20 protein-coding genes are annotated in these 23,551 nt (G+C 55.7%); 11 read left to right on the top strand and 9 right to left on the bottom strand.

Annotated features, from left to right (window positions below; all coding sequences use genetic code 11):
• Window positions 1–271: 271 nt before the first annotated feature.
• The 5 genes from ACN0VL_RS13890 (at window position 272) to ACN0VL_RS13870 (ending at window position 5,420) form a co-directional block, all read left to right on the top strand.
• Window positions 272–1,054: a cyclase family protein gene (locus ACN0VL_RS13890; protein ID WP_417618363.1), complete on the top strand. Its 783-nt coding sequence runs from the start codon at window positions 272–274 to the stop codon at window positions 1,052–1,054.
• A 147-nt stretch (window positions 1,055–1,201) separates the two neighbouring features.
• On the top strand, window positions 1,202–2,251 hold the full coding sequence (locus ACN0VL_RS13885; protein ID WP_417618361.1) for an amino acid ABC transporter substrate-binding protein: 1,050 nt from the start codon (window positions 1,202–1,204) through the stop codon (window positions 2,249–2,251).
• Between the two features lie 109 nt (window positions 2,252–2,360).
• Window positions 2,361–3,545 carry an amino acid ABC transporter permease gene (locus tag ACN0VL_RS13880; RefSeq protein ID WP_417618359.1) on the top strand — a complete coding sequence of 395 codons (1,185 nt, stop codon included), beginning with the start codon at window positions 2,361–2,363 and terminating at the stop codon, window positions 3,543–3,545.
• A 1-nt stretch (window position 3,546) separates the two neighbouring features.
• Window positions 3,547–4,647, top strand: coding sequence for an amino acid ABC transporter permease (locus tag ACN0VL_RS13875; RefSeq protein ID WP_417618357.1), 1,101 nt, complete (start codon window positions 3,547–3,549; stop codon window positions 4,645–4,647).
• 44 nt (window positions 4,648–4,691) lie between these two features.
• The gene (locus ACN0VL_RS13870) at window positions 4,692–5,420 is read left to right on the top strand and encodes an amino acid ABC transporter ATP-binding protein (protein ID WP_417618365.1); all 729 of its coding nucleotides are present in this window, start codon (window positions 4,692–4,694) and stop codon (window positions 5,418–5,420) included.
• Window positions 5,421–5,605: 185 nt separating this feature from the next.
• Here the strand turns inward: ACN0VL_RS13870 and yiaY are convergent, their stop codons facing one another.
• Both yiaY and ACN0VL_RS13860 read right to left on the bottom strand, forming a co-directional pair.
• On the bottom strand, window positions 5,606–6,757 hold the full coding sequence (gene yiaY, locus ACN0VL_RS13865; RefSeq protein WP_417618355.1) for an L-threonine dehydrogenase: 1,152 nt from the start codon (window positions 6,755–6,757) through the stop codon (window positions 5,606–5,608).
• Between the two features lie 164 nt (window positions 6,758–6,921).
• On the bottom strand, window positions 6,922–8,439 hold the full coding sequence (locus tag ACN0VL_RS13860) for an aldehyde dehydrogenase family protein (protein ID WP_417618353.1): 1,518 nt from the start codon (window positions 8,437–8,439) through the stop codon (window positions 6,922–6,924).
• A 256-nt stretch (window positions 8,440–8,695) separates the two neighbouring features.
• Between ACN0VL_RS13860 and ACN0VL_RS13855 the strand changes: the two genes are divergently transcribed.
• Window positions 8,696–10,453 carry a sigma-54-dependent Fis family transcriptional regulator gene (locus ACN0VL_RS13855; protein ID WP_417618352.1) on the top strand — a complete coding sequence of 586 codons (1,758 nt, stop codon included), beginning with the start codon at window positions 8,696–8,698 and terminating at the stop codon, window positions 10,451–10,453.
• Here the strand turns inward: ACN0VL_RS13855 and ACN0VL_RS13850 are convergent.
• Window positions 10,450–11,127 (bottom strand): L,D-transpeptidase family protein, encoded by a 678-nt coding sequence (locus ACN0VL_RS13850; protein WP_417618350.1) that lies wholly within the window; start codon window positions 11,125–11,127, stop codon window positions 10,450–10,452. The genes ACN0VL_RS13855 and ACN0VL_RS13850 overlap by 4 nt on opposite strands.
• A 185-nt stretch (window positions 11,128–11,312) precedes the next feature.
• Here ACN0VL_RS13850 and ACN0VL_RS13845 point away from each other — a divergent pair, with 185 nt between their 5' ends.
• The 3 genes from ACN0VL_RS13845 (at window position 11,313) to rsmS (ending at window position 13,192) form a co-directional block, all read left to right on the top strand.
• Complete coding sequence (locus tag ACN0VL_RS13845; RefSeq protein WP_417618349.1) at window positions 11,313–11,891, top strand: hypothetical protein; 579 nt, start codon at window positions 11,313–11,315, stop codon at window positions 11,889–11,891.
• A 505-nt stretch (window positions 11,892–12,396) separates the two neighbouring features.
• On the top strand, window positions 12,397–13,005 hold the full coding sequence (locus tag ACN0VL_RS13840; RefSeq protein ID WP_417618347.1) for a type VI secretion system-associated protein TagO: 609 nt from the start codon (window positions 12,397–12,399) through the stop codon (window positions 13,003–13,005).
• Between the two features lie 28 nt (window positions 13,006–13,033).
• Window positions 13,034–13,192: a pleiotropic regulatory protein RsmS gene (rsmS, locus tag ACN0VL_RS13835; RefSeq protein ID WP_417618345.1), complete on the top strand. Its 159-nt coding sequence runs from the start codon at window positions 13,034–13,036 to the stop codon at window positions 13,190–13,192.
• Window positions 13,193–13,348: 156 nt separating this feature from the next.
• On the opposite strand, the gene speA is transcribed toward rsmS, so the two are convergent.
• Together speA and folE are read right to left on the bottom strand one after the other, a co-directional pair.
• Window positions 13,349–15,253, bottom strand: coding sequence for a biosynthetic arginine decarboxylase (speA, locus tag ACN0VL_RS13830; protein ID WP_417618343.1), 1,905 nt, complete (start codon window positions 15,251–15,253; stop codon window positions 13,349–13,351).
• A gap of 260 nt (window positions 15,254–15,513) precedes the next feature.
• Window positions 15,514–16,170 carry a GTP cyclohydrolase I FolE gene (gene folE / locus ACN0VL_RS13825; RefSeq protein ID WP_417618341.1) on the bottom strand — a complete coding sequence of 219 codons (657 nt, stop codon included), beginning with the start codon at window positions 16,168–16,170 and terminating at the stop codon, window positions 15,514–15,516.
• A 170-nt stretch (window positions 16,171–16,340) separates the two neighbouring features.
• Here folE and glp point away from each other — a divergent pair, with 170 nt between their 5' ends.
• Window positions 16,341–17,582: a gephyrin-like molybdotransferase Glp gene (gene glp, locus ACN0VL_RS13820; protein WP_417618339.1), complete on the top strand. Its 1,242-nt coding sequence runs from the start codon at window positions 16,341–16,343 to the stop codon at window positions 17,580–17,582.
• A gap of 142 nt (window positions 17,583–17,724) precedes the next feature.
• Here the strand turns inward: glp and queE are convergent, their stop codons facing one another.
• From queE to ppsA, 4 genes are all read right to left on the bottom strand, one after another.
• Complete coding sequence (queE, locus tag ACN0VL_RS13815) at window positions 17,725–18,444, bottom strand: 7-carboxy-7-deazaguanine synthase QueE (protein WP_417618337.1); 720 nt, start codon at window positions 18,442–18,444, stop codon at window positions 17,725–17,727.
• The gene (queD, locus tag ACN0VL_RS13810) at window positions 18,441–18,797 is read right to left on the bottom strand and encodes a 6-carboxytetrahydropterin synthase QueD (RefSeq protein ID WP_417618335.1); all 357 of its coding nucleotides are present in this window, start codon (window positions 18,795–18,797) and stop codon (window positions 18,441–18,443) included. The genes queE and queD overlap by 4 nt, the downstream gene beginning before the upstream one ends.
• Window positions 18,785–19,492 (bottom strand): 7-cyano-7-deazaguanine synthase QueC, encoded by a 708-nt coding sequence (gene queC, locus ACN0VL_RS13805; protein ID WP_417618333.1) that lies wholly within the window; start codon window positions 19,490–19,492, stop codon window positions 18,785–18,787. The genes queD and queC overlap by 13 nt, the downstream gene beginning before the upstream one ends.
• Window positions 19,493–19,630: 138 nt before the next feature.
• Window positions 19,631–22,024 carry a phosphoenolpyruvate synthase gene (ppsA, locus tag ACN0VL_RS13800; RefSeq protein WP_417618331.1) on the bottom strand — a complete coding sequence of 798 codons (2,394 nt, stop codon included), beginning with the start codon at window positions 22,022–22,024 and terminating at the stop codon, window positions 19,631–19,633.
• Window positions 22,025–22,194: 170 nt separating this feature from the next.
• On the opposite strand from ppsA, the gene ACN0VL_RS13795 reads away from it, so the two are divergent.
• A complete protein-coding gene (locus tag ACN0VL_RS13795; protein ID WP_417618330.1) occupies window positions 22,195–23,007 on the top strand; it encodes a pyruvate, water dikinase regulatory protein in 813 nt (270 codons plus the stop codon).
• The last annotated feature ends 544 nt before the right edge of the window (window positions 23,008–23,551 follow it).

Raw genomic sequence — 23,551 nt, 5'->3', positions numbered from 1 at the left:
CTTCAAAGATTACGACGATATTCTTGATGCCTGTACATCGGCGTGGAAGCACTTTATTGAAGATGAGGAGCGGGTGAAATCACTGTGTCATCGTAGCTGGATAAAGTTGATCTGATGTTTAATCCGATTGGTATAAGACGGCGCTCACCTCAGCCAAAATCCAGCTATGCTTTCAAAGTCAGAGTGGGGAATACATCCAACCAGGGCCATGCTGTGTACCCGTGTAGCCCGAGCAGAAGATACCCCATGCCAGATTGCACTGGAGGGCGCCATGATTATTCGTTCAGGAATTCTGATTTCAAGCTTGCTGTTGTCACTGCCCGCCGTCGCGCTGGACCTGTCGCAGGGTAAATGGATTGACTTGACGCACTCCTTCAATGAACACTCCGTCTATTGGCCAACGGCTGACATGTTCCAGCAGACGGAGGTGTTTGCCGGCCAGACCGAGGGCGGCTACTACTATTCGGCCTACAATTTTGCAGCGGCAGAACACGGCGGTACCCATCTGGACTCCCCCATTCATTTTGCCGAGGGCGGCCACAGCGCCGATCAATTACCCATCGAACAGCTGATAGGGCCCGGATTCGTTATCGATGTCTCCACACAATCGGCAGAGAACGTCGATTACCTGGTTACTGCAGCAGACATAGAAGCCTTTGAACAGACCCATGGCGTCCTGCCGAAAGGGGCCATGGTTCTACTGATGACCGGCCGTGCCGGCCTGTATGGCGACCGTGAGCAGTACATGGGTACCGCTGAGCGCGGAGCCGCGGCCGTCGCCAAACTGCATTTCCCCGGTCTTTCAAAGGAAGGAGCCCGCCTGCTGGTGGCCCGCGGCATACATGGCGTGGGGATTGACACTCCCTCTATCGACTATGGCCAGTCCACCGACTTTGCCGCCCATGTGGAATTGATGACCCACAATATTCCGGCCTTCGAGAACGTGGCCGACATGAGTGCCCTGCCGGCTACCGGCAGCACCATCATCGCCTTGCCCATGAAAATAGAAGGAGGGTCAGGGGGCCCGCTGCGCATCATCGCCCACATCGAATAACCCCCGTTACTCAAACTCTCATCTATTATTGACATAAATTTAACCGGCTTATTGTATTTGTGCTAATACTCTAAGAGGCAGCAAAATTCAGTGCCGGTTAGATGACATCAAAGATAAGCCAAGCTAACTCAAAAGGATGTGAACCATATGGTCAGCAAAAAAAATGTCGGCAATAACATTTTCGCTCTGGGCAAACCGGCCCTGCTGGTGGCAGCAACCTTGGCAGCCGGGCTCAGCCAGGTGCAAGCTGCAACACTGGATACGGTGAAAGAAAGAGGCGAGCTGAAGTGCGGCGTGAACAGCGGTCTGGCCGGATTTTCCAGCCCGGATGACAAGGGGGTATGGAGAGGCCTGGATGTAGACTTGTGTCGCGGCGTGTCGGCGGCCATTTTTAACGATCCTGACAAGGTGCAGTATATTCCGCTGAATGCCAAGGAGCGTCTGACCGCACTGCAGTCGGGCGAGATTGATGTGTTGTCCCGCAATACCACCTGGACTTCGAGCCGGGACACCGAACTGGGTGTGAACTTCACCGGCATCAACTATTACGATGGCCAGGGCTTTCTGATCAATAAAGCTCTGGGTGTAGCCAGTGCCAAAGACCTGGATGGCGCCGCCATTTGTATTCAGTCCGGTACCACTACCGAGCTGAACGTCGCCGACTATTTCCGCAAAAACAATATCAACTATACCGCCGTGGTATTTGATACTTCCGATCAGACCGTGCAAGGGCTGGAGGCCGGCCGCTGCGATGTATTGACCTCGGATTTGTCCCAGCTCTACGCCCTGCGTACCAAAATGTCCAACCCGGACGGTGCGGTCGCCCTGCCCGAGGTTATTTCAAAAGAGCCCCTGGGGCCTTCGGTTCGCCAGGGTGATGATCAGTGGTTCAACGTCGTCAAGTGGACGCACTTTGCCATGGTCAACGCCGAAGAAATGGGCATTACCAAGGCCAACATAGACAGCATGAAGGGCGGTAACAACCCGGATATGCGCCGCTTCCTGGGTGAAGATGCCGACTTTGGCAAAGGCATGGGACTCCCCGCAGACTGGGCCTATCGCATCATCAAGCATGTGGGTAACTATGGCGAGGTGTTTGAAGCCAACGTGGGTCAGGGCTCGCCACTGAAGATAGATCGCGGCCTGAATGCGCTGTGGACGGACGGTGGTTTGCAATACGCTCCGCCCGTTCGTTAACCGGCTGCTTGCTGCTCTTGTCATTGGGTGAAAGAGCGGTAACACCCTGCTAGAAGGCTGGGCCGCGACCGATGCGGCCCTCCTTTTACTCTTCCTTGGGGGCGGGCTTATGTCTTTACCGACCAAACACACAGATACCGAGGTGAAGTTTTGGCGTGATCCGGCTAAACGCGCCTTGCTGTTTCAGCTGTTGCTGCTGAGTGCCGTGGCCGTTGTGCTGTGGTTTATTATCAGCAATACCCTTTCCAACCTCGAAACTCGCGGTATTACCACCGGCTTCGGCTTTTTGGACGACCCTGCCGGTTTTGCCATTGCCCAATCGGTGATCCCGTACAGCGAGGTCGACACCTATGGCCGTACCTTTGTGGTGGGGCTGCTCAACACCCTGCTGGTTTCTTTTTTAGGCATTATCGGCGCCACTATTCTCGGATTCATCATCGGGATTGCCCGGTTGTCTCCCAACTGGTTGATTGCCCGCCTGGCGTCGGCTTATGTCGAGCTGTTTCGCAACATTCCACTCTTGCTGCAGATGTTTTTCTGGTATTTCGCCGTGCTGCGCACCCTGCCCGGCCCGCGCAACAGCATCAACGTGGGCGATGCCGCCTTTCTTAACGTGCGGGGCCTGTATTTGCCCGAACCCTTGCCCGGCAGCGGATTTTACTGGGTGGGCATAGCACTGCTTGTCGCCATCGCCCTGTCTATCGGGCTCGTACGGTTTAACAAACGCCGCCAGGAGGCCACCGGCCAGCGCTTTCCCGCCGGCTGGATAGCCCTGGCCCTGATTCTGGCACTCCCCAGTCTGACTTTCGTGCTGCTGGGCGCGCCTCTGGAGTGGGCGTATCCCGAACTGAAAGGCTTCAACTTCAGGGGAGGCATTAATATTATCCCCGAGTTTATGGCGCTGTGGCTGTCGCTGACCATTTATACCGCCGCCTTTATTGCCGAAATTGTGCGATCGGGTATTCAGGCCGTGGCCCAGGGCCAGACCGAAGCTGCGCATTCGCTGGGCATAAAAAACAGCCTGACGTTGCGTCTGGTCGTCATTCCACAGGCGATGCGCGTGATTATTCCGCCGCTGACCAGCCAGTTTCTCAACCTGACCAAAAACTCCTCGCTGGCCACCGCCATTGGTTATCCGGATCTGGTCTCGGTGTTTGCCGGGACCACCCTCAACCAGACCGGTCAGGCGATAGAAGTGATCACCATTACCATGCTGGTGTATCTGATCATCAGCCTGACGGTGTCTTTCTTTATGAACTGGTTTAACCGTCACATGGCACTGGTGGAGCGATAATATGTATAAAAACACCATTACCCCGCAACAGCCGGCTCCCGCAGCCAACAGAGGGCTGATTGGCTGGCTGCACGCCAACCTGTTCTCGGGCCCGATCAGCAGCCTGGTCACCCTGGCGGGCTTGTACGGCCTCTACCTGTTGCTGGTGCCCATGTTCAACTGGGCCATTATCGAGGCCGACTGGCTGGGTAACAGCCGAGAGGCCTGCGTGAGTGGCGGCGCTTGCTGGGTATTTATCGGCAACCGGCTGCAGCAGTTCACCTATGGCTTTTATCCTGCCGATGAGATCTGGCGTATTAACCTGACCTTTGCCTTGTTTGTGTTGCAGCTGCTGTGGCTGGCCCTGCCGCGTCTGCCGGCCAAAATGTGGGTCGCGCCCTTCATGGTGCTGATATTCCCGTTTATTGCCTATGGCCTGTTATACGGTGGCTGGTTTGGCCTGGTCGTGGTGCCGACCCATCAGTGGGGCGGCCTGACCTTGACCCTCATCATCGCCATTGTGGGGATTATTGCCGCCTTGCCCCTGGGTACCCTGCTGGCTCTGGGCAGACGCTCCAACATGCCGATAGTGCGCAGTCTGTCTGTGGTCTTTATCGAGTTTTGGCGCGGAGTGCCCTTGATCACGGTGCTGTTCATGTCGTCGGTGATGCTGCCGCTGTTCGTGCCCGAAGAGATCAGCCTCGATAAACTGATCCGTGCCATGATCGGCATCGTCTTCTTTCAGTCGGCCTATATCGCCGAAGTGGTACGGGGTGGCCTGCAGGCCATTCCCAAGGGCCAGACCGAAGCGGCCGAAGCGCTGGGATTAAACTACACCAAAACCATGTTGCTGATCGTGCTGCCCCAGGCACTGAAACTCATGATTCCCGGCATAGTGAATACCTTTATTGCCCTGTTCAAGGATACCAGCCTGGTGTTGATCATCGGCCTGTTCGACTTGCTGGCCATAGTACAGGCCGGGCTGGCGGACTCTAAATGGTTGGGTTTTGCCACCGAAGGCTATGTCTTTGCCGCCCTGGTGTATTGGGTATTTTGCTTTGCCATGTCCAAGTACAGCCAATATCTGGAACGTAAACTCAACACCGGCCACCGCCCGGGTTAGCCATCCATGGGAGTAAGATAATGAATACCAACAACAAGGAAGCCATGGTCACGCTGCGCGGCGTCAATAAATGGTATGGTGACTTTCATGTGTTACGGGATATCGACTTGACCGTGACCAAGGGCGAACGCATCGTCATCTGCGGCCCTTCCGGCTCGGGAAAGTCGACCTTGATCCGCTGCATCAACCGGCTCGAAGAGCATCAAAAAGGCGATATTCTGGTACGCAACACACCGCTGACCAACGATGTTAAGCACATTGAAACCATTCGTCGCGAAGTGGGCATGGTGTTTCAGCACTTTAACCTGTTTCCGCACCTTACCGTGCTCGAAAACTGTACCCTGGCTCAAATCTGGGTGCGTAAAACCCCCAAGAAAGAAGCCGAAGAAGTGGCGATGGCCCTGCTGACCCGGGTCAAGATCCAGGAACAGGCCAAAAAATATCCCGGCCAGCTGTCCGGCGGCCAGCAGCAGCGGGTGGCCATTGCCCGCAGCCTGTGCATGAACCCGGAAATCATGTTGTTTGACGAACCCACCTCGGCGCTGGATCCGGAGATGATCAAGGAGGTGCTCGATGTCATGGTCGAACTGGCGGAAGAAGGCATGACCATGCTGTGCGTGACCCACGAAATGGGCTTTGCCCGCACCGTGGCCGACCGCGTTATTTTTATGGATGAAGGGCAGATTATTGAAGAAAACGACCCGGAAACCTTTTTCCATCACCCCGAGTCGGAGCGTACCAAGTTGTTCCTCAGCCAGATTCTGGGGCATTAACTCGACATAAGCGTGAGACGTGAGGCGTGAGGCGTGAGGGATAAAAAGTGAAGAGTTAAGCACAACTTCTTGCCAGCCTGTGACTCATCTCCTCACTCTTTTCGCCGCACCACATAACCGAGCACATAAAAAAGCCCCGAACAATAGCGGGGCTCGTAGACTTGGCTCATGTGTAAAACATGGGCTTACAAGGCGGCTTTAAACATGGCCACCACTTCCTGATGGCTGGGCTGAATCGGGTTGGTCAAGCCGCAGGCATCTTGCATGGCGTTGGTTGCCAGCATGTCGAAGTCGGCTTCTTTGACTCCCAGGCCGGCCAGACCGGCAGGAATACCCACCTGCTTTGCCAACTTGACGATGGCGTCAATACACAGGCTGGCGCCCTCTTCCTGGCTCACGCCTGTCACGTCCAGCCCCATGGCGGCAGCAATATCGGTGTGGCGAGCACTGGCCACGCTGCTGTTAAAGCGCTGCACGTGCGGCAGCAGGATGGCATTACAAACCCCATGGGGCAGATCATAAAAGCCACCCAGCTGGTGCGCCATGGCATGCACATACCCCAGCGACGCATTGTTAAATGCCATGCCGGCCAATAGCTGGGCATAGGCCATTTGCTCCCGGGCTTCCATGTCGGTGCCATCATTCACGGCGCGCACCAGATACTGACTGATCAGCGTGACCGCCTTAAGTGCACAGGTATCGGTAATAGGGTTGGCCGCCGTTGACACATAGGCCTCTACCGCATGCGTCAGCGCATCCATGCCGGTGGCGGCGGTCAACGATTTGGGCATGTTTTTCATCAACACGGGATCGTTGACCGACATAATGGGCGTGACGTTCTTGTCGACGATCGCCATTTTAATGTGGGTTTTTTCATCGGTAATTATACAAAAACGCGTCACTTCCGAGGCGGTACCGGCGGTGGTGTTAATGGCCACCAGCGGCAGCTGAGGCTTGGTCGAGCGATCCACGCCTTCGTAATCACGAATATCACCGCCATTACTGGCTACCAGGGCAATGGCCTTGGCACAGTCGTGGGGTGAGCCGCCGCCCAGGGAAATAACAAAATCACAATCATGCTGGCGCAGCAGCGCCAAACCGGCTTCAACGTTACCCGTGGTAGGGTTGGCCTGTACCTCGGCGAAAGTGCTGGCCTGAATATCCTTGCTGGCCAGCGCCTGCTGCAAGTCACCCGCATAGCCTAAATCGACTAGGGGCTTGTCGGTCACGATTAACGCATGTTTAAAGCCAAGCTGGCTCAGCTCGTTCACCGCCTGCTCGATGGCACCGGCACCTATCACGTTTACCGAGGGCATATAAAATGTGGCTGTGCTCATATTGTTACCTTCCTTCTCAATTCAGAAACAAATCATCGGGTGCTGGCAAGGCTTGCCAGCCGTTGTACGTGTATCCGGATGTCAGGCTCCTGCAGCAATTGCCGAACCTGACTGTAGCGATAATTGGGTTAGTGGGTGTTATTCCAGATCATGATTGACCGCGATCAGAAAAAGCCCAACGGATGACTGTCATAACTGACCAACATGCACTTGGTCAGCTGATAGTGATCCAGCATCATCTTGTGGGTTTCGCGACCAATACCGGATTTTTTATAGCCGCCAAAGGCCGCATGGGCCGGATAGGCGTGATAACAGTTCATCCAGATGCGCCCAGCCTGAATACCTCGGGCCATGCGGTAGGCCCGGTTGGTATCTCGCGTCCACAGGCCGGCGCCCAGGCCAAACTCGGTATCGTTGGCAATGGCCAATGCCTCGGCTTCATCTTTGAAGGTGGTCACGCCTACCGCTGGGCCAAATATTTCCTCTTGAAACACCCGCATGGTGTTGTTGCCCTGAAAAATGGTCGGCTGAATATAAAAGCCGTCTTCAAGACCGCTAATGGTATTCGCCTGGCCGCCCAGCAGCATCCTGGCGCCCTCGCGGTTGCCAATCTCCATGTAGCTCAAAATTTTATCAAACTGTTCTCGCGACGCTTGTGCGCCCACCTGAGTATCGGTATCCAGCGGGTTGCCTTGTTTTATCTGGCGACCTCGCACCAGAACCCGCTCCATAAAGTCGTCGAAGATGCTCTCCTGCACTAGAGCACGAGACGGACAAGTACAGACTTCCCCCTGGTTAAAGAAGGTCATCAACATGCCTTCAATGCATTTGTCGACGAACTCGGGTTCATAATTCAGCACATCTTCAAAGAAGATATTGGGCGACTTGCCCCCCAGCTCGACGGTGGACGGAATTAAACGCTCTGCCGCCGCTTTCAATACGTGCTGCCCCACTGGGGTAGAACCGGTAAAGGCCAGCTTGGCAATACCGGGGTGGCGTAATATCGCTTCGCCGGCTTCTTTCCCCAGGCCATTGACCACGTTGATCACTCCCGGCGGCAAGAGATCGCCAATGAGCTCCATCAGCACCAATATGGATGCCGGCGTTTGCTCGGCAGGTTTAAGCACGGTACAGCAACCCGAGGCCAATACCGGCGCCAACTTCCAGGCCGCCATTAACAGCGGAAAGTTCCAGGGAATAATCTGCCCCACCACGCCCACCGGCTCTTGAAAATGGTAGGCGGCAGTCGTGGCGTTCAGTTCAGCGGCCGAGCCTTCCTGGGCACGGATGGCGCCGGCAAAGTAGCGAAAATGATCGACCACCAACGGAATATCCGCAGCCAGGGTTTCCCGCACCGCCTTACCGTTATCCCAGGTTTCGGCAACCGCCAGCATTTCTATGTTCTGTTCAATACGATCGGCGATGCGCAACATCACATTGGCACGCTCGGCGACCGCGGTTTTACTCCAGGTTGCAAAGGCAGTTTGAGCTGCCTGCACCGCCAGGTCGACGTCTTTGGCATCGGAACGCGGGACTTCGCAAAACACGGCGCCGTTAACCGGCGAGCTATTTTCCATATAACGACCATTGACCGGCTCACGCCACTCGCCACCGATAAAATTCTGATAGCGTGCCTTGAAACTGACGACGGCACCGGCTTGTCCTGGTTGCTGATAAATCATGATGACTCTCCTTGTTGATAGCTCACTCACAGACAGTGATGACAGACGACGGCCTTTACAGCCTGGCCTTGCCTCTGGAAATGCAAACTTGGTGCCAAGTGCTGAATATCAACAAAACAGGCTTACAAATGCGTTATATTAAGGGCGGGGACAGGCTTCTCCACGAATGAGCGGACTATCATTAGCTGGCAACAAGCTGTTCGGTTTACGCACACAGTGTTCAGTACAGGTGTTCAGTTTCTTAACAGGAGCGACCATGACGACAAATGAAACGGATCAGACGAGGCTCTCTCAGCTACCGCCAACGCAGCTGTTACTGGAGCGCTCGTGGCAACGCAGCCGTGAATATGGTTTGAGTCAGCACAGTCGAATAGACCCCTTCAGCCTGCCAAAGGTCGATTTACGGCAGATAAAGCAGCAGCATGCTCCCTTGCTCAGCTATCTCAACAACAGCCTGCCCTTGTTTGAACAACTGCAGCAGGGCCGGCGTTGTCGCCTGTTGTTTGCCGACGCTCAGGGCACCATTTTATTTAGCGCCGGCGATCCGCATTTTGGCAGCAAGGCGCAACAAGTCGCCCTGACCAGTGGCGCCAGCTGGCACGAACAGAGCATGGGCACCAACGCCATTGGTACCGCGCTCAACGAACGGCAGGAAGTAAGCGTACTGGGCCAGCAGCATTATTTAGCCGCCAATCACGGCATTAGCTGTAGCGCCAGCCCGGTGTTATCTCCTGACGGAGAGCTATTGGGTGTGATCGATATTTCCAGTGACACGGGCGAACATGCCCAGGACATGCTGCTAACCGCCAGGTTGATGGCATTGGCCGTAGAAAATGCCCTGGTGATGAACCAGCATCAGGCGCACTGGATCCTCAGCCTGGCGCCCGACGCAGGCAGCTTGCAACAGCCCTGGTCCGGCATTATCGCCCTGCGTGAAGACGGCCAGCTGCTGGGCGCCAACCGCAGTGCCCGCCACTGGCTGAGTGAGCTGAACCTGCCCGCTATGCTGGGCCAGCTACAGCAAGGCAAGCTAACCCCGGTTAAACAAGGCATCGCCTTGCTTAGCCGCCAGCAACAGTCTCAGACTGTTGTTAATAAGGTCATGACACCCGCACCGAGCCCCCGTGAGGCCACGGCACTCAAGTTGATGGCTCGGCAGATCCCGTTGCTTGTTCAAGGTGAAACCGGTACCGGCAAAGATCACCTGGTGCGACGATTACATCAGGCCAGTGCTCGATCTGCGGGCCCCTTGATTGCCGTTAACTGCGGGGCTCTGCCCAACGATCTGCTGGAAGCCGAATTATTCGGTTATGTGCCCGGTGCCTTTACCGGTGGCCATAAACAGGGCCGGCCTGGTTATATCCGAAGCGCCGATAACGGTATTTTGTTTCTCGATGAAATTGGCGAGTTGCCACTGGCGGCACAAACGCGTTTATTAAGGGTGCTACAAGAAAAATCCGTGACTCCCCTGGGCTGTCACCAGCCGCAAGCCGTCGACTTTCAATTGATTGCCGCCAGCCACAGAGATCTGGCAGCCATGGTTGAGCAAGGGAAGTTTCGCCAGGACCTGTACTTTAGAATTAATGGCTTTACCCTGCAGCTGCCGCCGCTGCGGGAATATGGAGAAGAGGCGTTTAACACGTTATTGAGGTCTTTATTGGCCGAGTTAACCCCTGAAGATGCCCCCTTTGGCAAGATAACCCTGGATGAAGATGTCACACACTGGCTACGCAGTTATCACTGGCCCGGCAATATTCGCCAGTTAAAACAACAGCTGGAGGTAGCGATAGTGCTGGCCGAAGGAAGCCATATCAGACTGCAACATCTGCCAGAGCTCCCGCAAATGGCCCGCAGCCTGCCACAAACACAGGATCTAAAATCCTTAACCGACCAACTCATTGTGCAAACCCTGGAGGAATGCCAGGGCAACGTGAGTGAGGCCGCCCGCCGGTTGAACATGAGCAGAACCACTATTTATGCCAGGCTGAAGGCAAGCAAGCCCAAGATGGTTTAAATATCACCTTTTGGGTATTTGGCAAACTCGCGAGAAATATCCGCGTACAACTCTACGGCCCAACGCGGCAGGTTGGCCGCAAAGCCGTCCAGAGGCTGACGTCGCGGATCGTGTGGCGCGATAACCACAGATGCGCGATGGGTGCCGACTTTACTGACCAACACAAATAACTCTTCTACCGCTATGTCGCCCACGGCCAGACAGCCGACAGACTGCGCCTTGCCGTGAATGTAAATATCGCCACCCGGGTTGGTACGACCTTCTTTGGCCGCACGCATCAGATCATACGAATTGGGGTAGTCCAGCCGCATCGACAGGTGAAACTGGCTGTTCGGGTTTAAATGCGTGATGCGGTAAATACCTTCTGGCACCTGTTTATCGCCTTCTCGCAGCTTGGGCCCGGGGCCGCCGCTGGCCTTGCTGATGGGGTAGCTGCGAATAAAGGTAAAGTCTCCCTCGTTGCGGGCCCATAGCTCCAGGTTTTTTTCCTCTTTGGTCGCTAAAAACACCACCTCTTGCGGCGGATACGTGATGTTGGCACGCATAAAGTAAGGTTTCATGCGCACCTCGGCCAGATACCCATAGGCCGATACTACTTCATCCACACTGCTATGGGGATACTGAACGGCCAGGGCCGTCGGGGCCGCTAAAGTGGCCAAAAGGAGAGCTGGCACGGTAAATTCTCGCAAAAGACGCATAAACAACACTAAACCCAAAATAAACTCATACCCTAATAATAGCGCGACCCCGTCTCCGTTGTAATCTGTCGCAACGAAATAAGTTCAAAGACATTGCGGCGCTGTCCATGCTGATTTTGTATTAGGATAAATAAACACCCCCTCAATATAGGCAGGCGCCAGTGCCACAGCATGCAACCCCACCTCTTCTGGTCTTGTCGGCCCTGTTACTGAGTGGCTGTACCCAGCTGGCATCACTGCCCTACCCGACCAGGACACCATCCTTTTCACCAGGCACCCCGGGCGTGGCCATCAGTCAGACCCTGTCTCCCCGGCTGGAAAGCATTGCATTTTTTTCCGATACCCCGTTTAGTGCCGACCATGCCGAGCCCTGTATTAACGCGCTTATTCCTTCGCCGCCTGACGACACAGATGCCGATAGCCATGACAATGCCATAGTGTACTTTGGCCGGGATGTCTTGAACACGCCGGGTTTGATCAGGGTAAATAAACGACAACTCGGCTTGCTGCCAAGCGAGTATCGCATTGCCTTTCAGCTGGCGGCTTTCGGTCAGGCCCAGGGCACCCACTACGGTTTTAGCCGGCTCAGACTGGCGCGTTCAGACGCATTCGATCTCACCAATCATGACTTTCAACCCATGGCCCCCACGGCTCCGGACGCCCAGCTGGTTTACCTGTCACTCAGGGCGCTCTATCAACAGCTGGATGCCTGTATGGCAGACGGCAATCCCCATTCATGACCCCTCAGGCTGTAACCACATGATGTTCTTCGGGCTTTTGTTTATAGTCTTCTACATCAGCAACATATTGGTTACTGTGGTGCTTTACCGTAGGGGTTCAATTAACACCAAGCAACCTCTTATAACTGATGTGGATTTTGGGCCTGGCCTTGGTTTTCTTTAAAGACCGAAGACTTTATCGTCACCCTCGCGAAGGAACGTCATCCTCGCGCAGGAACGTCATCCCCGCGTAGGAACGTCATCCTCGCGAAGGCGGGGACGGGGGTCCAGTGTCTTTGCAGGAGAAGCGCAGGCTGACAGTTCTGCACCACAGGTCCTGGATTCCCGCCTTCGCGGGAATGACAAGAGGGGGTGCGCGGGAATGACAAGAGGGGGGCGCGGGAATGACAAGAGAGGGGGCGAGGGTGACGTTCCTTCGCGGGAATGACGGCAGAACCACACCTGTTATGCGGCATTATCTGCATTCGTTCAAAAATATTCACGGTTTCGCTCAGGGAGTTAGATAGTGAAAAAGTTAATCTTGGCAGCGGTAACATTAGCAGCATCAGCGACGGTCACGGCCGAGCAAGTACCATCAAACTCTATTGCACAGTGCGCCATGATTGGGGAAGACTTACCCCGACTGGCATGTTACGACCAGCTGGCAAAGACACTCGGGGTGAACGGCCGGCACGCGATGAAGGCTCGGGCTGGAGACACCGGAAAATGGGTACTTGATAAGCAGAAAAATCCTATTGACGACTCAAGAACCGTGACCTTGACGCTGAAGGCCGACTCGGGAGGAAGCCGATTCGGAAAACCAATTACCCTGGTCGCGCGCTGTCATTCCAACAAAACAGAGGTGCTCATCAACTGGCGGGCCTATCTGGGCAGCGAAGCAAACGTCACTCTGAGAATAGGCGATGGCGACGCCAGCACCTCCAGGTGGGAGCTGTTGTCTGACAGGCAGGCAAGCTATCATAGTACGCCCATCAAGATGCTGAAAGACCTGCTGGCGGCGGACAAAATGGTCGCTCAGGTGACGCCTTTTAACGTCAGCCCGTCTATTGCCATCTTCGACACTTCGGGATTGGACCAGGCCATTAAACCATTACGAGAAACCTGCGGCTGGTAAGAACAGCCGCCTAAAACGGAGAGCACTGATGAGCTTGAACGAGGCGCCTGCGGACGTCAAACTGGCGGTAGACTTGATCGAGTTGCTGGAAGTCAATCAACTGGACCCGGAAGTGGTACTCAGCGCCCTGGCCATGGTCACCAAAGACTTTGAGCGCAAGCTGGCAGCTGAGAAACGCAAAGAATGAAGAGTGAGGCGTAAGGTGCGGCCAAAAAAACGCTCCCATGCCGGGCATGGGAGCGAAGATAAAATACCGGTTTTCTGACACCTAATGACTCAGGGGCACGTCTCAGGTTTAACGCCTGACACCTCACATCTTGCCCCTCACCGTCACTTTTGAGGCTTAGCGCTCTTCTTCCAGATAGGTATAACCTTCCAGACCGGCGGTCAGCTCGTTGAGCATCATGGCACGGGACTCTTCATCCAGATGGGGCTGGTTGAGCAGCGTTTCGTAACGGGCGTTAATGACGCTAGGGTCAATATCCACATAACGCAGCATGTCGGTGACCGTGCTGCCCGCCTTCACATCACTGATGATCACCTTGCCATCGCCGTCTACCGAGACTTCCGCACTGTGGGTGTCACCAAACAGGTTGTGCATGTCGCCCAGAATCTCCTGATAGGCCCCCACCATGAAAAAGCCCAGATATTGAGGGTGGCCCGGCACAAACTCCGGCATCGGCAAGGTGGTTTCCACACCCTGACCATCCACATACTGATCGATGGCACCGTCTGAATCACAGGTAATGTCCAGGATCACCGCGCGACGGGTCGGCTCTCTGTCCAGGCCGTTTAATGGCAAGACCGGAAATATCTGATCAATGCCCCAGGCATCGGGCAGTGACTGAAACAGCGAGAAGTTGACAAAGCACTTGTCGGCCAGCTTTTCGTTCAGCTCATCCATAATGGGTCGATGCGAGCGGTTGGCGGTATTGAGCCGCGCCTTGATGCCCAGACAGATATTCAGGTGCATTTCTTCTGCCCAGGCTCTGTCTTCCAGCGTCATCAACCCCATGTTGTACTGCTGATGCACATCGCCCAGCTCGGCTACCGTATCGTGATAGATCTCGAGCAGGGGCGGATCTTCCCGGCACAGATCTTCCCAGGTATCCCAGATATTGTGCAGCAAGAATGGCGCCTCTGCAGCCGGTGCCCCGGCTGCTTGTGGCTTGGCCGACTCTATGCTGATGACATCGGCAATCAATACTGCATGGTGCGCGGTAATGGCACGGCCCGACTCGCTGATGATCAGCGGGTAAGGCAAGTCGAACTCGCGGCAGACGTTGCCAATGCCCCACACCACATTGTTGGCATATTCACGCATGTTGTAGTTGGTGGAACAATAACTTTGCGAACGGGTCCCTTCGTAGTCCACGCCCAAACCGCCACCCACATCGACAATATCCACCGGCACGCCCATGCGCCGTAACTCGCCGTAAAAGCGGCCACACTCGCGCACCCCTTTTTGAATGTCGCGAATATTGGCAATTTGCGAGCCCAGGTGGAAATGCAGCAGTTGCAACCAGTGCAGGCAATCCGCATCGCGCAATTGTTGCACCAGGCTCAGCACCTGGGCGGCACTCAAACCAAACTTGGACTTTTCGCCACCGCTGGACTGCCACTTGCCTGCCCCCTGGGAAGCCAGACGAGCGCGCACGCCCAGTCTTGGCTCGACATCGATGCACTTGGCCTCTTCCATCACCATGGCCAGCTCGGACAGCTTTTCGATGACGATGTACACCTGATGGCCCATCTTGGTGCCCAACAGCGCCAGACGGATATATTCTTTATCTTTATAGCCGTTGCACACGATAACCGACTCGGTTTCGTGGCTGTGGGCCAGCACGGCCAGCAACTCCGGCTTGGAGCCAGCTTCCAGCCCCAGGCGCGGCTTGTCTTTATAGGCCTTGGTCACCGCATCCAGCACGCCACGCTGCTGGTTCACCTTGATGGGATACACCGTCAGGTAGTCGCCTTCGTAACCATATTCGTCAATGGCCGCATTAAAGGCATTAAACAGGGCATCGATGCGACTCTTGATGATATCGGGAAAACGCAGCAGCACTGGGGTGGCAAAGCCTTCGGCTTTTAGCTGTTCAATGACATCTAACAGCACCACTTTGGCATCGGGGCGAGATTTATCAGGGGTGACAACGACTTGCCCCTGATCATCGAGATGAAAAAAGCCGGCTCCCCAATAAGGCAGGTTATATACTTTGAGGGCGTCGCTTGCGGACCATTCAGCCATATTCTTTGTCCCTTTTCGTGTCAGGGTCATAGAAAATCCGAATCAGGTAACGATTCGGTACGATATAATTGTGACGCTCCAGGAGCGTAAAACGTTCGATATTTCAGCAAGCCCGGCCAAATTTGGCCCTTTATGAATCCGTAAGATCCCGTTCAGTCTGCTTGCTGAAAATAGAGCGCAGAGTCTACACACAGCCACCCGCGCTGACCAGTACCTGCCGGCCCCTGGCGACTGTTTTTTTGCCCCCAAAGTGAGTGGGATTAACGTACTACGCCACTCAAGAACTCGTGTCGCGTTTCGGCACGGCTTTTAAAAATACCGCCAAGAGAGGTAGTCGTAGTGCTGCTGGTGGCATCCATGACGCCCCTGGCTTTAACGCAATAATGAGTGGCACTGATGCTTACTGCCACATCATCGGACTCCAGCAAGGTCTGCAAGGCCACCAACACCTGTTGGGTCAACCGCTCCTGCACCTGGGGCCGGCGGGCAAAAAACTGCACGATACGGTTAATTTTAGACAAGCCAATCACCTTGGTGCGCGGTATGTAGGCGACGGTGGCGGTGCCGTCTATGGTCACAAAGTGATGTTCGCAGGTACTGGTCAGGGTGATATCACGCACCTGCACCATTTCATCGACCTTCATCTTGTTGTCGATCATGGTGATTTTGGGAAAGTAGCTGTAATCCAGGCCGGAAAATATCTCACGCACATACATTTTGGCAATGCGCTGCGGCGTTTCCGCCAGACTGTCATCTTCCAAGTCCAGGCCCAGCACATCCATCATCTCGGCCATTAACCCCGTAATGCGTGCCTGTTTATCATCCAGGGTCAGATTATTGCCTCTCATTGGCGTTTCCAGCCCCAGAGTTTCAAGGGCCGAACGGACCCGAATAGCGGCATCACTCAAAGCAGTCATGGTAGTCCTCTTGGGTAAATCAGTTGGATAAATCGAATACAAAAAACAGGCTGCAGGAATGGTAGTGTATTTGCCGCCCGGAGTGAATGCCAGAATCATCTACTTTAACAGTGACAAAATATTTTAAACTGAAACAATAACCTACTCGTGCTCATAACAGGAAGCTGCATATGACAACCTTCGATCACTGTAATCAGCCAGGCTTGCGGCCTTATCTTGATGCCAGGCAGGATATGCTTGGCCAGCTGGATGCCATTACCGATAGCGAACTGGTGGGACTTGAACAACTGCCCAACCGCATTCTGGCCGATGATATTCACTCACCCATCGATGTGCCTTCTTTTGCCAACTCGGCCATGGACGGCTATGCCCTGCGTGCGGCAGACCTGCAAGATGGCGTGGCGTTAACCTTGATTGGTACCAGCCTGGCCGGGCAGCCGTTCAACAACCGGGTGGCCGCCGGGGAATGCGTGCGCATCATGACCGGTGCCGCCCTGCCCCTGGGCGCCGATACCGTGGTCATGCAAGAGAACTGTCGCTCGGAGCAAAACCTCATTTACCCCCAGGGCACCATCAGCGAGGGGCAAAATGTGCGTCTGCCCGCCGAAGATCTGGCCCAGGGTGAGCGGGTATTCGCCGCCGGCACCCGCATTAATGCCCGGGTGCTGTCCGTCTTGTCCTCTCTGGGGTTGGAGCAGCTTTATGTGCGCCGCCCGCTGACCGTGGCCTTGCTGTCTACCGGTGACGAGTTGAAAAGCCCGGGGGAACTGCTGGGCCCCGGGGAGATTTATGACTCCAACCGCATCGGTCTCAACGCCATGTTGCAACGTCTGGGCATCAGGGTGCTCGATTATGGCATTATCAAGGACGACCCTGCGTTGATCCGCGACGCCTTCATCAAGGCCTCTGGTGAAGCCGACGCCATCATTACCTCGGGCGGCGTCTCCGTGGGCGATGCCGACTACACCAAGCAAGTACTGGAAGACGTCGGTCGCATCGCTTTTTGGAAGCTGGCAGTCAAGCCGGGCAAGCCCTTTGCCTTTGGCCACATTAACGACTGCCCTTTCTTTGGCCTGCCCGGTAATCCCGTCTCTGCCGCCGTGACCTTTCACCTGCTGGTGCGCCCCGCACTGGCAAAGCTGGCCGGCGAGGTGTTGCCCGCTCCTGTTACCCTGCAGGCAAAAGCCCTGATGCCGTTCAGAAAAACACCCGGCCGCATGGACTTTCAACGGGGCATTGTCAGCACCCAGCCCGATGGCAGCCTGGGCGTCATCGCCGCCGGCGCCCAAAGCTCCGGCGTATTCAGCGCCATGGCCGAGGCCAACTGCTTGCTGCACCTTGAACAAGAGCGCGGCAATGTCGCCGAAGGCGAACAGGTCACGCTGGAGCTGATCGACGGCTTGTATTGGTAACGAATGGATGAGGTGTGAGGTGTGAGGTGTGAGGTGTGAGGAAACCGTACCTGAACACTCGGTGTGTTACCTCTCACTATTCCCGCCTCACGCCTCACGCCTCACGCCTCACGAACAGTGTAGCGAGCGCTCGCCGCCATTGTTAAACGCCGCGCTCGTTGTTCCAGATCAATACGTGCAACTGGGGTAATACCCGGGCGTTAAACCAGCGATCCCTGGTGACCTTGTCTACCAGCCAGCGCAGGCGCGCATTCAGATCCTCGAGGTCCGTTGCCAGTTCCGGCTGCTCCGGTGTGGCCGGCGCCGGGTTGCAAGGCTGTAGCGTCAGGGGCAACTGGGGGTAACGGGCCGCCATTTCACGGGCCCACTGATAATCCACCTCATCGGCAATCACCAGTTTCAGGCTCAGCTGGGTGTGGGGCCCGGCGGCGGCCAGACAGTCGGCAAACCGGGCGGCATTGAAAGGCATGTTGGCCGACGGTGGCTTGGGGCTGAGCGTTAAGTGATCCAGCCGGGCAAACCAGGGTTGGGCCTTGCTGCCCTGGGTTTCTATGGCAAAGGTATAACCCTGACGCTGACCCAGGGTCAACAAGTCGGCTAACGGCTGCAACGCCGGGTTGCCCCCGGACAAGGTGACCAGCAAGGGCTGGTCGCCACTCAAACGCTTCACCTCCGCCATAATGGCGGAGGCACTCATGGGCGTCCAGTCGGCCTTGAAGCGGGGTTCAACGGCATACAGGGTATCGCACCAGCTGCAGCGAAAGTCACAGCCTCCGGTACGCACAAAGACGGTGGGTACGCCTACCAGGGCCCCTTCTCCCTGAATGGTGGGGCCGAATATTTCACTGATGGCGATGCTCATGGTCGATATTCCGCCCAGGTTTTCGGCGTTTCCGACACCGACACCGCGCTCACTTCGGGCCAGCGCTCCCGTGCCCAGTCAAATAAATGCCGGGCCAGGCGCTCGGCCGTGGTGCACTCGTCGCCCAGCACCTCGTTCAAGTGCCGATGATCCAGGGTATCGTCGATGTAGTCCTTGAAGGCCTTCAGCTCAAGATAATCACGCACGAAGCCGTACTGATCCAGCGTTTCGCCTTGCAGCTCGATCACCACTATATAGTTGTGGCCATGCAAACGGGCGCAAGGGTGCCACTCCGGCATTTGCGTCAGCTGATGAGAGGCGGAAAAGTGAAATTCCTTCTTTATGGTGTACATGTTTTCGCCCTCGCCACGGCCTCAAGCCAATACTCTTTATCCAGATAAGGCGTGGGATCTGCCATGCCGGCCAGGGTCATGGCCTCGATACGCTCGACACAGGTACCACAGCGGCCACAGTGTTGCTCGCCCCCTTCGTAACAGGACCAGGTATCGGCCACCGGCACCGCAAAGCGGGCGGCATCACGGGCAATTTCGGTTTTGTCGGTATTCACATAGGGGGCAAACAGCGCCACCTCGGCCACGCCGTCCAGGGCCTGGCTCTGCATTTCAGCAAACAGGCGAATAAAGTCAGGCCGACAGTCGGGATAGATAAAGTGATCGCCACCGTGTACCGCCAGGGCGACGGCGTTCAGGCCACGGCTGGCTGCCACGCCAAAGGCAATGGTCAGCATAATGGCATTGCGGTTGGGCACCACGGTCAGCTTCATATTCTCTTCGCTGTAGTGACCGTGAGGCACCTCTATGTCATCGGTGAGTGCCGAGCCCGAGAGTTGGGCGCCAATCTGGCTGATGTCCATCACCAGGTGGGGAACCTGTAACCGTTCGGCACACGCTCGAGCGGCGTCTATTTCTTTTTTGTGGCGCTGACCATAGTCAAAGGTCAGCAAGGCGCCGAGGGCGTTTTCTGCCGCCAGACGATAAGCCAGCGTCACGGAGTCGAATCCGCCAGAGCAGATCAGTAAAGCATTCATCAAATTGTGTCCTTGTTTTGTCCGGGTAGGCTGCGACCGGGAATAAAAGCGGGGCTATTCTAGCGCCCGTGGCAACGAGATCAAACAAAAAGGGCGCCTAAGCGCCCTTTAATATGCAGATACTCTGTTTAGCCGGGGTTACTCCGGCTTGGGCTCACTGCCCTGCTTGGCCAGGTACAGCCAGGTGTCAATCACGGTATCGGGGTTGAGTGATACCGAGTCTATGCCCTGATCGACCAGCCAGGAGGCAAAGTCCGCATGATCCGACGGCCCCTGGCCGCAGATGCCCACGTATTTACCGGCCTTGCGTGCCGCCTGAATCGCCATCGACAGCAGCGCCTTAACCGCTTCGTCACGTTCATCAAAGGCACCCGCTACCAGCCCGGAGTCTCTATCCAGGCCCAGCGTCAGCTGGGTCATGTCGTTAGAGCCAATAGAGAAGCCGTCAAAGTAGGCCAGGAACTTGTCCGCCAACAAGGCGTTGGATGGCAACTCGCACATCATGATGACCTTGAGGCCGGCTTCGCCACGCTTGAGGCCGTTTTCTGCCAGCAAATCAATGACCGATGCGGCTTCAGTCAGGGTGCGCACGAAGGGGATCATGATTTCGACGTTGGTCAGACCCATGTCGTTGCGTACCCGCTTCATCGCCTCGCATTCCATGGCAAAACAGTCACGGAAGTCTTCGGAGATATAGCGGGACGCCCCGCGAAAGCCCAGCATGGGGTTTTCTTCATCCGGCTCGTAGGCATCGCCGCCCAACAGGTTGGCATACTCGTTCGACTTGAAGTCGGACATCCGCACAATCACGCGCTCCGGCCAGAAGGCCGAGGCCAGTGTGGCTATGCCTTCGGCCAGCTTGGCAACAAAGAACTCCCGCGGGTTGTCGTAACCGGCAGTAATCTCGTCAATCTGCTGCTGCAGCCTGGGGCTTTCCTGCTCGTAATTCAGCAGAGCCTTGGGGTGCACGCCTATCATACGGTTGATGATAAATTCCAGTCGCGCCAGGCCCACACCCGCATTGGGCAGCTGGGCAAAGTCAAAGGCGCGATCCGGGTTACCCACGTTCAACATCACCTTGACCGGCGAGACCGGCATGGCACCGACTTCGGAGACATTAACCTGGAAGTCGAGCTTGCCCTGATAAATAAAGCCGGTGTCACCCTCGGCGCACGACACGGTAATCTCCTGGCCTTCGGTAATACGGCTGGTGGCATCACCACAACCGACTACGGCAGGAATGCCCAGCTCACGGGCAATAATGGCCGCGTGGCAGGTGCGTCCGCCCCGGTTGGTCACAATGGCCGATGCCCGCTTCATGATGGGCTCCCAATCGGGGTCCGTCATGTCGGTCACCAGCACGTCACCGGGCTTGATGTCGTCCATCTGCTCCAGAGAGGCAATCACCCTGGCCGGGCCGGCACCAATCTTATGACCGATGGCACGCCCTTCGACGATCACGTCACCCTGCTCGGCCAGCGCGAAGCGCTCCAGCACGTTAGCGTCCTGACGGCTGCGTACGGTTTCGGGGCGAGCCTGCACGATATAAAGCTGGCCATCTACGCCGTCTTTTGCCCACTCAATGTCCATGGGGCGGCCGTAATGCTGCTCGATAATCACAGCCTGCTTGGCCAGCTCCATCACTTCGTCGTTGGTTAACGAGAACTGATTGCGCTCTGCCTTGCTGGTTTCTTTAATATCAACCTGCTGACCCAGTTCCTGCCCTTCGGCATAGATCATTTTTTGCAACTTGGAGCCCAGGGTCTTGCGCACCACCGCCGGACGTCCGGCCTTGAGGGTCGGCTTGTGAACGTAAAATTCATCGGGGTTGACGGCACCCTGCACCACCATTTCGCCCAAACCGGTCGAAGAAGTAATAAATACCACATCGTCGAAACCGGACTCGGTGTCCAGCGTGAACATCACGCCCGAGGCGGCGATGTCGGAGCGCACCATGCGCTGAATACCGGCAGACAGCGCCACGCCTCTGTGGTCGTAACCCTGGTGCACCCGATAGGAAATGGCTCTGTCGTTAAACAGCGAAGCAAATACGTGCTTGATGGCGACCATAACCGCATCCAGGCCGCGCACGTTCAAGAAGGTTTCCTGCTGCCCGGCAAACGAGGCATCGGGCATGTCTTCTGCGGTGGCGGAAGAGCGTACGGCAAACGAGGCCTGATCGCCGGCCTGACCGGTCAGCTCGCTATAGGCTTCGGCAATGGCGTTTTCCAGCTCTGGCTGAAACGGGGTATCAATCACCCACTGGCGAATGCTTTGCCCGGCCTGGCCCAAAGCGGCAATGTTGTCGACGTCCAGGGTATCGAGCAAGTCATGAATTTTGGCGTTAAGGCCACTTTGCTCCAAAAATTCGTTAAAGGCATAAGCGGTGGTCGCAAAACCGCCAGGTACAGACACTCCGGCACCGGCCAATTGGCTAATCATCTCGCCTAACGAGGCGTTTTTTCCACCGACTCGGTCTACGTCGTTCATTCCGAGCTGTTCGTACCAAATTACATATTCCTTCACGGACATGTCTCCAACAAAGATGTTCTTGGGTTGCGTAATTTTTGACTGCTGTGCGTTTGAAGTTGTTATTTTGCAGGCCTTTATATGCCTAGACACAGAATGATTCTACAATGGCCGCAAAATGTAGGTAAACGCTTAACCTGTACCAATATACAAAAGTGAGATCTGGAGGCCTGATGCACACGGTTTTTTATGTTTCTGATGGGACGGCGATCACAGCCGAGATTTTTGGCCATGCGGTGCTAAGTCAGTTTCCTCTGCCTTTTGAACAGGTCACTATCCCTTTTGTGGGCGATACAGGCAAGGCTGAGGACGTTAAAGCCAAAATCAACGACTGCTATCGCCAAAGCGGCAAGCAGCCGTTGGTGTTCCACACCATAGTGGATAGCACCTTGCGTAACATTATCACCACCAGCGAAGCCAAGTGTTACGACTTTCTCAATACCTTTGTGGCGCCCATAGAGCAGCAACTGGGCGTAAAAGCCGATCCGCGCATTAACCGCACCCACGGCATGGAAAACAGACAGCATTACGATACCCGCATCGATGCGGTGAACTATGCCCTGGAAAACGACGATGGCGTGACCACCAAAGCCTACGACGAAGCCGATATCATACTGGTGGGCGTGTCCCGCTGTGGCAAGACCCCCACCAGTTTATACCTGGCGTTACAGTTTGGCATTCGGGTGGCCAACTATCCGTTTATTGACCAGGACATGCAGCACATGACGCTGCCAACAGCCCTTAAAGCCAACCGCCACAAGCTGTTTGGCCTGACCATAGATGCCAACCGACTGCAGGAAATTCGACAGCGCCGCATGGCCGGCAGCCAGTATTCTGCCGCCGAACAATGCCGCTACGAGCTGCAGCAGGTAGAGCGTCTGTTCCGCATGGAAGCCATTCCTTTTATCGACACCACCTACCACTCGGTTGAGGAAATTTCGGCAAAAGTGCTGGAGCGAACTGGCATTCGCCGCCGTATCTACTGAGTCGCTCGTGAGCAATGCCGCATAACTGGTGTGGTTCTGCCGTCATTCCCGCGAAGGCGGGAATCCAGGACTTGTGGTGCAGAACTGTCAGCCTGAAGGGCGCCTGCAAAGGCACTGGGCCCCCCTGTCCGCCTACGCGAGGATGACGTTTCTTCGCGAGGGTGACGATAAAGGCAAACCAGCGCCAAAATCCACGGAAACCACGGACGAAGAGCAACCAAGGCTGACAAGAAAGCCGTAAGCTTTTAACCGAAAGTCTGTCTCTGTAGTCGGTCACAAGGTTCTGTTGAACTTAACGGTGTAATCAGGCAAAGGGCACTGCTCCTCCGACACGCCGTAAATACCTCCCTGTAGGCTCCGCCGCGCCCTCCCTGGCGCGGAGGGTCGACGGAGCAGACACCCTTTGCCCTCCCATTGGCACCGGTGCCGTCGGTCAGTGATGCTCGCCGACGACTCGGGGCCTAAAACTGTCATTCCGCACCTAATTTTCTGATTTTTGGTGCTTGACACCGATCCGCCAGTTTGATCTATTACTACTATTTGG

The organism is Oceanisphaera sp., from assembly GCF_048268965.1.
Taxonomy (GTDB): domain Bacteria; phylum Pseudomonadota; class Gammaproteobacteria; order Enterobacterales; family Aeromonadaceae; genus Oceanimonas.
Note: the sequence above shows the minus strand (reverse complement) of the source record. Positions and strands in the feature narration are given on the sequence as shown.